Raw genomic sequence first — 12,982 nt, 5'->3', positions numbered from 1 at the left:
TAAATGGCATTCAACGAATAAGATATCGAGCGTAATTTTTTAAATTTAAAAAATTATTAATTGTACGATTCGTTTAAACTTCTACACAAAAATCAACGTAAACCTATGTGACCTCAATCGATCAAGTCAGCCCCTGAAATCGATCGAGCCAGGCCGGCCCCTGGGCGCTTTACACAGAATCCATTCACGGCGCTGGGTCTGGTTAGTGTTTGCCTCGCTGTGGCTAGAGTTCTCCCCATTTCCGAAGCAGGTTGGCATGGGTTTTGGCAATGAGGTCAAACTCGGGCGTTTTGCCGGTTTTGGCAAATAGCGATTGGCGGGCGGTGTCCAGGTCAAAGAGCAGCTCTCGCTCGGCAGGATCTTTAACAAGACTTTGGATCCAAGTGACGGCCACCAGTCGCACGCCCTGGGCGATCGCCTCCACGCGGTGCAGGGTGGAGGAGGGATAGAGCACCATGGCCCCGGCTGCGAGCTTGAAGGTTTCTTCGCCATTGGTGGTTTCAATCACCAATTCGCCACCGTCGTAGGTTTCGGGCGATCGCAAAAATAGGGTGAGAGACAAGTCCGATCGAATCCTGGGATCACTGCCCATGAAAGCGTTGTCCACGTGGCTGCCGTAGGCCATGCCGGTTTCGTAGCGACTGAACAAAATCGGCCCGATCGCCTTGGGTAGTGCTGCCATTTGAAACAACGGATTGCGCCATAGGGCCTGTTGCACCAACGTTCGCAAGGGGCCAAAGGCGGGGTCTGTGCTGGCCAGTTGGGTGTTTTGCTTCACGAGCTTGGCGTGCCAGCCAGCGGTGGCCTGGCCGTCAATAAATGTTGCGCCTGCCAGTTGCGCCTCAATGGTGGCCAGTTCCGCCGCGCTCAGCACATTAGCAATAGAAATAATCATTAGTCTTTTTAATTGCAGATCTTTTTCTTAGAAAAATTACTACAGTTTGGCAGTAAGCGGCTGAGGTCTCTGGAGCAGGGTGAACTCCAAAAATGCTCAATTTCAAGAAATACAAGCATTTTCCCGATTGCGGCTGCTCTAGTCTGGTTCCAGAAAGCGGGACAAGCACCTGTTATACTCTTGCAAGTAATTCGCAATTTTTGATCTCCGCTCCAATTTCTGGAGGGGCCAATCGGCGCGCCCAAGCACCCTCTGCCCAGCAATCGTTGCCCCTGGCGATCGGATCTTTAGCCATCAGACTTCAGCAGCCATGAAAAATAAGACAAAACTTTGGGTTGGCATTGGTGCATATCTGTTAACGGCCCTGAGTCCCACGGGCTGTGCGGTTGCCCCTCAGCAAAATGCAGCGGTCTCAACCCAAGAAGCGGCCTCGCCTGGGGCTGAATCTCCCGTGGCTTCCGCAACGGCCTCGCCTGGGGCGGTGGCTTCGGAACTGGATCCCTGTCGGCGGGGCGCTGGCGGTGAAGGTGGTGAAGGTGGTGAAGGTGGCGAAGGGGCCGAAGACAGCAGTGCTGCGGTCACACCGAACCCGGCCATTAAGCCAGAGGAGCTTCAGAAAGCGGTGGCCGATTACAAGACCTATGTGGTGCAAGAGGTCGATCGCCTGGTGACCGATACGAAGGTGTTTACCGATCGAGTAATTGCCGGAGATGTGGCGGGGGCGAAAGCGGTGTATGGCTCATCGCGGTTGGGTTGGGAACGCATTGAGCCGATCGCCTCGTCCTTTGCGGCCCTGGATGGGGCGATCGATGCGCGGGTGGATGACTTTAAAGGGGAAGACGACCCGGCATTCACAGGTTTCCACCGCATTGAAATGGGGTTGTTTAAATACAACACCACCAAAGGCTATGAACCCTTCGCCCGCAAGCTGATGACGGATCTTCAGGGTCTAAAAACCTGCGTGGCTTCCCTGGAAATTGAGCCGAGGGATATGGTTCGCGGGGCTTCGGAACTGATTGAAGAAGTCTCCCTGGGCAAAATTACCGGCGAGGAAGATCGCTACAGCCGTCTGGATTTTTGGTCATTCCGCGCCAACTTGGAAGGCTCCCAAAAGGTTGTGGATTTGGTGCGGCCCATGGTGCAGCGAATTCAGCCCACGGTGCTGCAACGGGTCGATCGGGATTTTGCGGCCGTGAATCAGGTTTTGGAGAAATATAAGCTGCCCAATGGCGACTTCATGACCTACGACAAGCTTGCAGCCGCCGACAAAAAGCGCTTACAGGCAGATTTGGCCAAGCTTGCGGAAAACATTTCCAAACTACGGGGTGTAATCGGTGTTTAGGGCTAAATAGCCGTTATTCCTGCCTGCTATACCAACGGAGCAAACATCGTTTTTGAGGAAATTTCTGAGGGAAGATTCATGGTAAAACCACGCTTTTCCTGGAGTCGGCGGCAACTCCTGGGACGGGGATTGGCGATCGCCGTTGGTGCAGGCCTGGGCCTGTGGCAGGGTCAGCGTTGGTGGGGCGATCGCTCCGAAGCCGCTGCCCTGGCGGAGGCGATTCCCTTTTGGGGCCCTCACCAACCGGGCATCGCCACACCGGATGTGGCCGCTGCTTTGGTGGTGGCTCTGGACGTGACCGCACGCGATCGCCAGGAACTGACTCAACTGTTTCAAACCCTGACCGATCGCATTGCTTATTTGATGGCCGGTGGTGCCCTGAAGCCCTTGGATCAGCGCTATCCCCCCAGCGGCTCCGGTATTTTGGGCGACGAATTTCCCGCCGATCGGCTCACGGTCACCGTTTCCGTGGGGGCTTCTCTGTTTGACCAACGCTACGGCCTGGCCGCCGCCAAACCCCGTCATTTGACGGAAATGCCCAATTTCCCGAACGATCGCCTCGATCCCCAGCTTTGCCATGGCGACTTGCTCTTGCAGTTTTGCGCCAACCACGAAGAAACCAACATCCACGCCCTGCGCGACATCCTGAAGCAGTTGTCGGGGTTGGTGGTTTTGCGTTGGCAAATGGCCGGTTTCCAGCAGCCCGATCGCGACCCCCATCCCCGCCGCACTACCGTGCGCAACCTGTTGGGGTTCAAGGACGGCACGGTGAACCCGAACCCGAAAGACGAGAAATTAATGAACCGATTGGTTTGGGTTTCTCGCAACAGCCCAGAACCGGCCTGGACGGTCGGCGGTTCCTATCACGTGGTGCGAATTATTCGGATGTTTGTGGAGTTTTGGGATCGAACTCCCTTGGATGAGCAAGAAGCGGTGATGGGGCGATCGCGCAGTAGCGGTGCGCCCTTGGGTTACCGCCACGAGGAAGAGATTCCAAACTATCAACGGGCCGGCAAAGCAATTCCCCTCGATTCCCATATTCGGTTGGCAAATCCGCGCAATCCCGGCATGGGAGAACATCAAATTTTGCGCAAAGGATTCCACTACTCCCGCGATATCGATCGCGCCGGTCAGTTGGACATGGGCTTGCTCTTTTTAGCCTTTCAACAGGATGTGAAAACTGGCTTTGAAGCCATTCAAAATCGGCTGAATGGTGAACCCTTGGAGGAATACATTAAGCCGATCGGGGGCGGCTATTTCTTTGCCCTTCCTGGCGTGCCCGATCGCGACAGTTACTTGGGTCAGTCTCTGTTGCAATCGGTGTAATGGCAATCGGTGTAATTTAGACGGCGCAGCTTAAGGCGCATTGACCCAACCAATCGATCAAATCAATCGATCGATCAAATGAATTAACTAAGCAAGGTGATTCAGGCCGAATTGGACAGAGCTAGATCGAATAATGCAGCGGAAACGCCTTTGCTCCCTTGGGCTTGACGTAAACCCGTTGCTGGGGCGAAAGATCTAATTCATCAAATCGTTCCCGCGTCAGATGGGCCGTCATCACCTGCCCATCATCCAACACCAATTCCGCCTGAATTTCCCAACCCAAATGCACCAGCCGACTAACGCGGGCCGGAGCCGTGGCCTTGTCCGGTGCTAGTTCAATCACCACATCATGGGGCCGCAGGAAAATTTCCGGCTCCGTGGAATCAATGCCGTGAGCCTGGAAGATTTGGGAATCGCTGGGCAGGATGTTCACCGGCCCAATGAACTTCATCACAAAAGGCGTGGCGGGGCGATCGTAAATTTCAGCGGGCGAGCCAATTTGTTCAATCCGCCCATGATTCACAATCACGATTTCATCGGCCACTTCCATCGCTTCCTCTTGGTCGTGGGTCACAAAAACCGTGGTCACATGCACTTCATCGTGCAAACGCCGCAACCAGGCCCGCAAATCCTTGCGCACCCTCGCATCCAATGCCCCAAAGGGTTCATCCAGCAGTAACACCTTCGGTTCCACAGCCAACGCCCGCGCCAGGGCCACCCGCTGCCGTTGGCCGCCGGACAGTTGGGAGGGGTAGCGATCGCCCAACCCCGAAAGCTGCACCAACTCCAGTAGCTCATCGACGCGCTGGCGCACCTTGGCGCGATCGGTCTTTTGTAATTCCAACCCAAAGCCAATGTTTTGGCGCACGTTCATGTGCTTAAACAGGGCGTAGTGCTGAAACACAAAGCCGATGTTGCGTTCTTGTACGGTTTGGTCGGTGGCATCTTTGCCAGTGAGCCAAATTCGCCCGCTGTCCGGCTTTTCGAGGCCGGCAATCAACCGCAACAGGGTTGATTTACCGGATCCCGACGCACCCAACAGGGCCACCAGCGAACCGGACTCTAAACTAAGGCTGACGTTATCGACGGCCAGGAAATCGCCAAAGCGTTTGGTGACGTTTTCTACGACGATGCCCACGATGCCGTTGCTCCCGATGCGAAAGGTTGACCCCATTATGCAATGGATAGGTGGCCGATCGACTAAAAATCTCCACTTTCTCGGTCGTGTTACCGGGGTTTGGAGTTAAATTCCAGTCGGCTCAGGGCGCAACTTCAACCGGTTAAATCAACCGGTTAATTCAACCGATTGATTTAACTGCGATGCAGGATGCTAGTCTCCTTGAAACATCTCAAAAAAGTCCCTAAACAGGGCTATGCCCTTGATCGGCGAGCGTTGGATAGTCCGTGTAGCCGATATGCAAATCTTGATCGCCCTTTCCGTAGAATGTTTTGAAATCTGGCGGATTTAAATCTGCATTGATCGCCAAACGTTCGGGTAAGTCAGGATTGGAAATGAAGGGCCTGCCAAATGAAACCAGTTCCGCCAAACCCGATTCAAGCACTTGTGCCGCGCTGAGGCGATCGTAATTACCGTTGGTGATGATAGTTCCTTGATAGTTCGATCGTAAGGTTGCCAAAACGGGATTTAAAACGGCATCGGTTGCCAAATCAGTCTCATTCGGCTCCATCAAATGGACATAGGCTAAATTGAAGGCGTTGAGGGCGGAAAGCAAATAGCTAAATAAGGCTTGGGGATCGGAGTCTCGCATTCCATAAAATGTGTTACTAGGAGATAGCTTGATCCCAACGCGATCGCCCCCAATAGCGCTACAAATAGATTCAACAACCTCCAGTGCAAAGCGTGATCGATTTTCAATCGAACCACCATATCGATCAGTTCGTTGGTTCGATTCATCCTGCAAAAATTGATCAATAAGATATCCAAAAGCGCCATGTAGCTCTACGCCATCAAAACCAGCCCTGATCGCATTTTTAGCCCCTTGAGTAAACTGCTCGATAATGACCGGAATTTCATCGATTTCAAGGGCGCGCGGCGTTTCCAAGCTGACTTTTCCAATCGGCGTATGCAATGTCCCGATCGCCGCGATCTCACTGGGAGCCACAGGCGTTTCTCCACCCAACAGTGCCGGATGAGCAATGCGGCCGCTATGCCACAATTGCAGAAAAATTCGCCCTCCTTGGTTGTGTACTGCATCAGTAACCTGTTGCCAGCCGGCCACTTGGGCTTCGGAGTAAACACCAGGACAGTTAATGTAACCATTACTCAGAGGAGAAATCATTGTGCATTCAGTTACGATCAGTCCCGCAGAAGCCCGCTGAGCGTAATAGGTTGCCATTAAGGATGAAGGGATCGAGTCGATCGCTCGAAGACGGGTCATGGGAGCCATCACGATTCGGTTGGGCAAGAGCAACGCTCCCAACTGCATGGGCGTAAATAGATGAGTGGACGGGTTCATATTCGTTGCCTCACTTCCAAAAATGCTCAAGAAATTAATGCTCAAGAAGTTGCTGTGACGGTGCTCGAATTTTCTGAATGCTTGGGTCTAGTATTTTCCTGGTCTTTTTAACCTCTCCGAGAACTTGTTTTTCAGCTAAATTCAGAACTGATAAAAATTACGATCAAAAGACTATCAAAAACGATCTGACTCGACTAAATTTGAGCTTTATTGTAGCTAAGCAGTTGCCTATTTCAGGGTTGAATTCAATTGCCAAGGTAGATGCTTTCAATGGCATGAAGGTTTAACCAAAAAGCAAGTTAGTCAATTGGGCTTGACAGCAGCGGGGTTAGTATAGAATCTTTTTCCAAAGGAAACAATAAGGCACCAAATGGTGCGTGACCTCTGGCATGATTCGTCAATTTCCTGAACCAGACCTGTTCACGCTGAATTGCCCTACTCAGCAAGTGCTAGACATTGTGGCGCACAAGTGGGTTGTCATCATTTTGTATTGCTTGGCCTATGGGCCAAAACGGTACGGCGAAATTCATCGCCGAATAGATGGCATTTCGCAGAAGGTTTTAACGCAATCTCTCAAGAGTTTGGTGGTTAACGGACTGGTGAATCGACGGGTTTTGTCGGGCACTCCTGCTAATGTGGAATATTCACTTTCGGAGTTGGGATTGAGTTTGATTGAGCCGTTGATGGAAATTGCAAATTGGTCGCGAGCGCATTTTTCTGAAATTTTGGCGGCTCGAAACCAACTGGCCAATGACACTTCAGAGTCGCTTCAAAAATGAGACGAAATGATTCATGAATTAATAAATGGCTTAAAGAGTCGCTCAAAATGGCTCAAAAATGATTCAAAAAATGATGAATTTGAAAATAATTAGCTGTTTGGTAATCTGCATGACACCAATGAGCCGACTAGCACTAAATTTATGTGAAGCGTGGGCCTAAACCCAGGGCGATTTGCAGTTGGGTTTCGCGCAACGGCCAGCAATTCCCTAGAGTTCTCCTGCCGCGTCGGCCGATCGCCCCAGTCGATCGAGCCATTGGCGCAAGAGGGCATTCACTCGATCGGGCGCTTCATCGTGGGGACAATGGCCCGCTCCCTCGATCGGCACAAACTCCAAACGCGGTGAACAACCGACAAATTGTTGGGAGAGGGCGAAGGGAATGAGTCGATCGCGCGTGCCCCACAACAGGAGCACCGGAATTTGAATGTGGTTCAACACCCGCCGAATGGGGGGCGAAAACCGGCTGCTGGCCATGGCGCGGATGATTTGGGCAAAGGTGCGGGCCGCCCCCCGATCGCGGGCCGGCTCCGTCAAAATTTCCACCAACTCCGGATCGATCGCCCCGGGATCTCCCCAAGCCAAGCCAGCCCAGCGCCGCACCACGGCCGGCCGGCGCACCCCATAAAAAACAGCCTGCAACAGCCAGGGAGAAGCCACCAAAGCCTCCAGCCCCAGCACCAGCGGGCGCAGGGCCCTGGGAATAATTTCCTCGCGCATGGATGGATCGGGCAAGCTAATGGCCACGGCCCCACAAACCATTTCGGGGTAGCATTCCGCCACCGTGAGGGCAATGGCCGAGCCGATCGAGTTGCCCACCACCACCGCCGGAACCCCAATGAAGGTTTGCCAAAACTCCCGCACCTGCTCCGCCCAAAAGTAGGCATCGTAGGCCACCGATGGTTTGCAGGATGCGCCAAAGCCGACCAAATCGAGGGCATAAACCGGGTGGTGAGTGGCCAGGGCTTCCATGTTGGAGCGCCAATAGCCGATCGAGGCCCCAAACCCATGCAGCAACAAAATGGGCGGCCCGCCATTCACCGCCGGGCCGGGCAGGAAGCTGTAGCGGGTTGACCAACCGCGCCAAACCCAATCACGCCGATCGCCCACGCGATCGACCCACGATCGCGCCGGGCGTTGAGGGACTGGGGGTTGCGGGTCGGTTGTGGCCAGTGGAGTTGCGTTCATGGGGTGTTGTGGCCGAATACTTTTGATCGAGCGGCCTTGATGGTCGAATGGCCTCGATCGAGGCACTGGATCACAAAGACCATCATGATTCAGTTGCCTGGATCAAATACTAAGAAATCTTGCGAGTTTATTGACATCCTTAGCTGCACCTTAGCCGATCAAACCCCCTATTTCCAAGGCGCGATCGCCCGAAAAGTCCCTCATCCCATCCACCCCTGGCACAGAGTAAAATAGGTGGCAGTCTCTGTTGTTTTGGGCCAAGTCTGTCCCGCAGCAGCCAGACGCTGAATGGTTCAATACCGTTCGACACCATTCAATTGATTGCTCGATCGTGCTAAGACGGAAGCAAATCGCCTCAATCGCCCCAGGCGATCGGCTGTTTCCCGCCTTAGCAACGCTGGCCCAGCCTAAACAAACTTCAAAAGCTCCATTCACAGCGATCGCGCTACCCCAGAATCCATTTCACCAATGCCACCAGTCATCGACAAACGCAAACCCGCGAATCTTCCCCCCATCAACGAAAACATCCGCTTTCCCGAAGTGCGCCTGATTGATGCAGACGGCGCACAGGTTGGAATCATCCCCACCTACGACGCACGCCGCATGGCCGAGGAAAAGGAACTAGACCTCGTGCTGATTAGTGACAAGGCCGTGCCGCCCGTTTGCCGGATCATGGACTACGGCAAATATAAGTTTGAGCAAGAAAAGAAGGCGCGCGAGGCCAAGAAGAAGCAGCATACGGCTGACGTGAAAGAAGTCAAGATGCGCTACAAAATCGACCCGCACGATTACCAAGTGCGGATCCGCGCCGCTGAACGCTTCCTCAAGGCCGGCGACAAAGTGAAGGCTACGATCACCTTCCGGGGGCGGGAAATTCAGCACGCCCACCTGGCGGAAACCTTGCTCAATCAAATGATGCAGGATCTGCAAGAAGTGGCTGAGGTGCAGCAAGCACCGAAGCGGGAAGGCCGCAATATGATGATGCTGCTGTCACCCAAGCGGGAAAAGTAACCTTCGGCAAGGATGGCCAGGGGTGAAAACTGGGTGATGGCACACGGGGGCCCCTGGGCCCAACCGTGATCATTAGATTGACGAGCCGTCCATGGTTTTGTCACCCTTGTGTGGTGGGGGGCGTGCGATCGCGCGCCCCTCTGCCCTTGCCCGTCCGCCCACTCCATTTGATTGACCGATCGCCCATGGATGCCAACTATCAGGGAACCCGAGGCGGCGCATGGCAACAGGTGCTGCGCTGGCTGAACCTTCGGCCCGAAGAAGGGGAACGCACTTGGTTGATGTTCGCCTTCTACACCACCACCACCGTGGGGTTGAGTTGGCTGGATAACAGCACGGCGGGTCTGTTTGTCGATCGCTACGGGGCCGTGGGTCTGCCGCTCATTTATTTGGGCAACGCGGCGATCGGGGCCTTGATGGGCTTTGCTTATTCCCTGATGCAGAAGGTCATTCCCCTGCGTCAGACGATCGTCTTGATTCCGATTTTGATTGCCCTGCCCCTGGTGGCCTTTCGGGCGGGATTGGGTATTGAGCACCTGGCGGCGATCACGGTTTTTGTGATGCGGCTGTGGCTGGATGTGACCTATGTGCTCAATGACATCAACACTTCCATCACTGCCAACCAGCTTTTTAACATTCGGGAAATTAAGCGCACCTATCCCCTCATCAGCAGTGGTGTGCTGGTGGCGGATGTGATCAGCGGTTTTTCGCTGCCGGTGCTGTTGGATTGGGTGGGGCTGCCGAATGTGTTGCTGTTGGCGGCCGCCACGATCGCCTTTGGGGGCGGCATTTTGTTTTATTTGGGCCGGGCCTACAGCCAGGCCTTCCCCGATTCCCCCAGTCGCTACACCGAAGAGTCCCAGGCGGATTCTAATCGTCGGCTGCAGGGGCCCCTGCGCAGCTATGCGGGCTGGCTGGTGGCCTTTTTCATGCTGGCGCAGGTGTTGTTTCTGCTGGTGGAATTTCAGTTTTTTGATCGACTGGAGTTGCAGAGCAAAACGACGGCGGGCACGGGCACCGGGGGTGACGTGGCCAGCGAGATTGCCAGTTTTTTGGGACTGTTTAACGGGGTGTTGGGGTTGGCGGAGTTGCTGACCCAATGGCTGGTGTCCAGTCGGGCGATCGAGCGGATTGGCCTGTTTCGATCGGCGGCCATTTTGCCCACGGCGGTGCTGATTTCCGGGGTTTTGGCCCTGTTGAGCATTCCGCTAGCGGCCCATGGATTTTCGGGCGCGTTCCTGGGGGCGATCGGCCTGAAGTTCATGGATGAGCTACTGCGCTACACCCTCTTTGCCAGCACCAACCCAGTGCTGTTCCAGCCCATTCCCGACAGCGTGCGGGGCAGCATCCAAGCCCGGGTTCGCGGCGTGTTTGAGTCGCTCTCCACGGGGCTGGCGGGGCTGCTGATTTTGGGGACGGTGTTTGTTTGCAAGCACTTTTTACCACCGGACTACCTGGAAGCCCAAAGCTGGATTGTGCTGGGGGCGATCGTCATTTTGGCGGTGCTCTGGGTGGTGGCGGTGTTGGGGTTGCGATCGCGCTACATCAGCCTGTTGGTGATCAGCGCCGAGCGGGGCCGGCTGGGCACGATGGATGTGGACTCTTCCACCCTGCGCCAGGCGGTGATTGAGGCCCTGGTGCAACCGGGAACCACCCCCGAAGACAAGCGATCGTGCATCGAACTCCTGAGCCGCATTGACCCCGAGCGGGCCAGTGAAGTGCTGGCTCCCCTGCTGACCGGGTTTCCGCCCGTGCTGCAAAAGCAATGTTTGGAAGTGATGCTGGAGCGGCCCCAAACGGACTATCTCGCGCAAGTGCGGGCCCTGATTGTCCAGCAACCACCGCCGGAGGTACTGGCGGCGGCCCTGCGCTACGTCTGGATTACGGAATCCGATCAGGATGTGCGCCATTTGCAGCCCTACCTGCGGCCGGAGGTGGATCCCATGGTGCGGGGCACGGCGGCCTCGTTAATCATGCGCCGAGGATCCGCGAGCCAAAAGGCCGAAGCCACCAACAGTTTGCGCCGAATGCTCACCAGCGGCGATGTGCGAGAGCGGGTGATGGGTTGTCGGGCCTTGGGCGAGGCGGCCTATCTCCAGGCCCTGCGGTTGTATGTGCCGGATTTGCTTCAAGATTCATCGGTAGAGGTGCGTTGCGCCCTGCTGGAAGTGATTGCCTCGGCCCGGCTGGAAGACTATTACCCGGCCCTGTTGCGGGGGCTGAATTACAAGAGCACCCGGGAATCGGCCCTGCGCGGGTTGACCAAGCTGGAGCATGAGGTGCTGCCGATGCTGTTGGAAATGGCGGAGGACTGCCATAAGCCGGATCTGATGCGGATGCAGGCCTGGGGGGCGATCGGGCGCATTAGCACCTCAGAAGCCTTGGATATTTTGGTGTCGCGGTTGTTGGTGTCCTGGGGAGCCACCCGCCAAACGATTATGCGCACCCTGCTGAAGCTGCCCGATGACGCGGGGATTGAGGGCGTGTTGCGGCGGATTGGGCGAAGTGGGGTGGAAATGGCGATCGACCAGGAGTTGCGCTACGTGGGGCAATTGGCGGCGGCGCTGGTGGATTTGTCGGAAGCGTCCCTCACGGGGCGGGAGGCGGATCTGCTGCGCCAGTCCCTGCGCGATTCGATTCAGGATGCCCATGAACGGCTCTTTTCCCTGATGAAGTTCCTCTACCCGATCGGGTCGATTCAAGCGGCTTCCTTCAATTTGCGATCGGGGTCGCGGGAGTCCGTGGCTCGGGGCTTGGAGATTTTGGACAATACGCTGGATATTCCCAGTAAGCGGGCGGTGTTGGGAATTTTTGACTCCGCCAACGATCGCGATCGGCTGGCGGCGGTGAATGAGCTGATGCATTACCAACCCATGCCCCCGCGCGATCGGGTGCGGCGGCTTTTGGATTTGCGCTATTTCCTGTCCGATTGGCCCTTGGCCTGTTGCTTCCATGTGGCGCGGTCTTTGCGCTGGAGCTTGACGACGGATCAAACCCTGGCCTGTTTGCGTCACCCACGCGGCTTTGTGCGGGAAGCGGTGCTAGCCTATTTGGAGTTGGCTTCTCAGCGGATGTTGGCGGAAATTTTGCCCCGGATGGTGCATGATCCCGATCGCCTGGTTCTAGCCCAGGTGCAACATCTGGCCCAGGGGTTGGGCGTTGCCCTGCCCACCAAGTCCGCCGAGGCTTCGGGCCCTGCCTAGGGACTGGGGTGGCTCCGGGTTGATTGAACTCTGCCCGCGAAGAACCCCCAGCCCAGCACTCGCCACTCCCACAAAGCGGGATAAGATAGCGGGGTGTTGAGCCTTCATCATGTCGTTTCACCTCCAGCCTTGCCCTCGCGGTGCATCAACCAGCTTTGAGTCATTGACCGCCTGGGGCCTGCTGCTTGACCCACCGCGCCTAGCCGCTCATGCTCACTAGCGTCGATCGCCTGCTCTTTATCCGCGAAGTCCCGATTTTTAAAGAACTGCGCGACGAGTTCCTCGTGCGGTTGGCTTCCTGCATGGATGAGTTATCGTTTTCTGCCAAGCAAACGATCTTCACGCAGGGGCAAGAGGGGCGATCGCTCTACATTGTGGTGTCGGGACGGGTGCGGGTGCATCTGAACGATCGAGATTTGGCCCATCTAGGGAAAGGATCCTTTTTTGGGGAAATGTCGCTGTTTGATGCGGAACCCCGATCGGCCTCCGTCACGACGATCGAACCCTGCGAATGCTTGATGCTGACCCAACAGCAGCTCTACGACGCGATCGACGAAACTCCCGATATTGCGGTGAATGTGATTCGGCTGCTCTCTCGTCGGATTCGGGAGCTGAATCAAAAACTGAATGCCAGTCGCGAATTGGACGGCAAAGGATCCGGATCAACCCTCTTACCGTCCAATTCCCAAAACAGCTAATAGCGCGACAGGCTTAATACATTGGGTCAAAGTTGTGGAGCCAGTCGTGGTAACAAGGGGCTTAAG

10 protein-coding genes are annotated in these 12,982 nt (G+C 55.5%); 6 read left to right on the top strand and 4 right to left on the bottom strand.

Annotation, left to right across the window (positions count from 1 at the left end; translation table 11 throughout):
- Positions 1-223 precede the first annotated feature (223 nt).
- Positions 224-895, bottom strand: coding sequence for a Fe2+-dependent dioxygenase (locus tag AMR42_RS06245; protein WP_099532602.1), 672 nt, complete (start codon positions 893-895; stop codon positions 224-226).
- Between the two features lie 310 nt (positions 896-1,205).
- On the opposite strand from AMR42_RS06245, the gene efeO reads away from it, so the two are divergent.
- Both efeO and efeB read left to right on the top strand, forming a co-directional pair.
- Positions 1,206-2,237, top strand: a complete 1,032-nt coding sequence (gene efeO, locus AMR42_RS06240) for an iron uptake system protein EfeO (protein WP_099532601.1) — start codon at positions 1,206-1,208, stop codon at positions 2,235-2,237.
- A gap of 78 nt (positions 2,238-2,315) precedes the next feature.
- Entirely contained in the window at positions 2,316-3,563 is a 1,248-nt protein-coding gene (gene efeB / locus AMR42_RS06235; protein ID WP_099532600.1) for an iron uptake transporter deferrochelatase/peroxidase subunit, read from the top strand.
- Positions 3,564-3,684: 121 nt separating this feature from the next.
- Here the strand turns inward: efeB and AMR42_RS06230 are convergent, their stop codons facing one another.
- Positions 3,685-4,701, bottom strand: coding sequence for a sulfate/molybdate ABC transporter ATP-binding protein (locus AMR42_RS06230; RefSeq protein ID WP_099532625.1), 1,017 nt, complete (start codon positions 4,699-4,701; stop codon positions 3,685-3,687).
- A 223-nt stretch (positions 4,702-4,924) separates the two neighbouring features.
- A complete protein-coding gene (locus AMR42_RS06225; RefSeq protein ID WP_099532599.1) occupies positions 4,925-6,040 on the bottom strand; it encodes an alkene reductase in 1,116 nt (371 codons plus the stop codon).
- Between the two features lie 389 nt (positions 6,041-6,429).
- Here AMR42_RS06225 and AMR42_RS06220 point away from each other — a divergent pair, with 389 nt between their 5' ends.
- Positions 6,430-6,819: a helix-turn-helix domain-containing protein gene (locus AMR42_RS06220; RefSeq protein WP_099532598.1), complete on the top strand. Its 390-nt coding sequence runs from the start codon at positions 6,430-6,432 to the stop codon at positions 6,817-6,819.
- A 207-nt stretch (positions 6,820-7,026) separates the two neighbouring features.
- On the opposite strand, the gene AMR42_RS06215 is transcribed toward AMR42_RS06220, so the two are convergent.
- Positions 7,027-8,004, bottom strand: a complete 978-nt coding sequence (locus tag AMR42_RS06215) for an alpha/beta fold hydrolase (protein WP_099532597.1) — start codon at positions 8,002-8,004, stop codon at positions 7,027-7,029.
- Between the two features lie 468 nt (positions 8,005-8,472).
- On the opposite strand from AMR42_RS06215, the gene infC reads away from it, so the two are divergent.
- From infC to AMR42_RS06200, 3 genes are all read left to right on the top strand, one after another.
- On the top strand, positions 8,473-9,015 hold the full coding sequence (infC, locus tag AMR42_RS06210) for a translation initiation factor IF-3 (RefSeq protein WP_099532596.1): 543 nt from the start codon (positions 8,473-8,475) through the stop codon (positions 9,013-9,015).
- A gap of 185 nt (positions 9,016-9,200) precedes the next feature.
- Positions 9,201-12,218, top strand: a complete 3,018-nt coding sequence (locus AMR42_RS06205; protein WP_099532624.1) for an Npt1/Npt2 family nucleotide transporter — start codon at positions 9,201-9,203, stop codon at positions 12,216-12,218.
- Positions 12,219-12,427: 209 nt separating this feature from the next.
- Positions 12,428-12,916 (top strand): Crp/Fnr family transcriptional regulator, encoded by a 489-nt coding sequence (locus tag AMR42_RS06200; RefSeq protein ID WP_099532595.1) that lies wholly within the window; start codon positions 12,428-12,430, stop codon positions 12,914-12,916.
- Positions 12,917-12,982 lie beyond the last annotated feature (66 nt).

Source organism: Limnothrix sp. PR1529 (assembly GCF_002742025.1).
Lineage (GTDB): Bacteria > Cyanobacteriota > Cyanobacteriia > CACIAM-69d > CACIAM-69d > CACIAM-69d.
Note: the sequence above shows the minus strand (reverse complement) of the source record. Positions and strands in the feature narration are given on the sequence as shown.

Coding starts and splice junctions, on each gene's coding strand:
- AMR42_RS06245 (WP_099532602.1), bottom strand. CDS start 895: ATGATTATTTCTATTGCTAATGTGCTGAGCGCGGCGGAACTGGCCACC.
- efeO (WP_099532601.1), top strand. CDS start 1,206: ATGAAAAATAAGACAAAACTTTGGGTTGGCATTGGTGCATATCTGTTA.
- efeB (WP_099532600.1), top strand. CDS start 2,316: ATGGTAAAACCACGCTTTTCCTGGAGTCGGCGGCAACTCCTGGGACGG.
- AMR42_RS06225 (WP_099532599.1), bottom strand. CDS start 6,040: ATGAACCCGTCCACTCATCTATTTACGCCCATGCAGTTGGGAGCGTTG.
- AMR42_RS06220 (WP_099532598.1), top strand. CDS start 6,430: ATGATTCGTCAATTTCCTGAACCAGACCTGTTCACGCTGAATTGCCCT.
- AMR42_RS06215 (WP_099532597.1), bottom strand. CDS start 8,004: ATGAACGCAACTCCACTGGCCACAACCGACCCGCAACCCCCAGTCCCT.
- infC (WP_099532596.1), top strand. CDS start 8,473: ATGCCACCAGTCATCGACAAACGCAAACCCGCGAATCTTCCCCCCATC.
- AMR42_RS06205 (WP_099532624.1), top strand. CDS start 9,201: ATGGATGCCAACTATCAGGGAACCCGAGGCGGCGCATGGCAACAGGTG.
- AMR42_RS06200 (WP_099532595.1), top strand. CDS start 12,428: ATGCTCACTAGCGTCGATCGCCTGCTCTTTATCCGCGAAGTCCCGATT.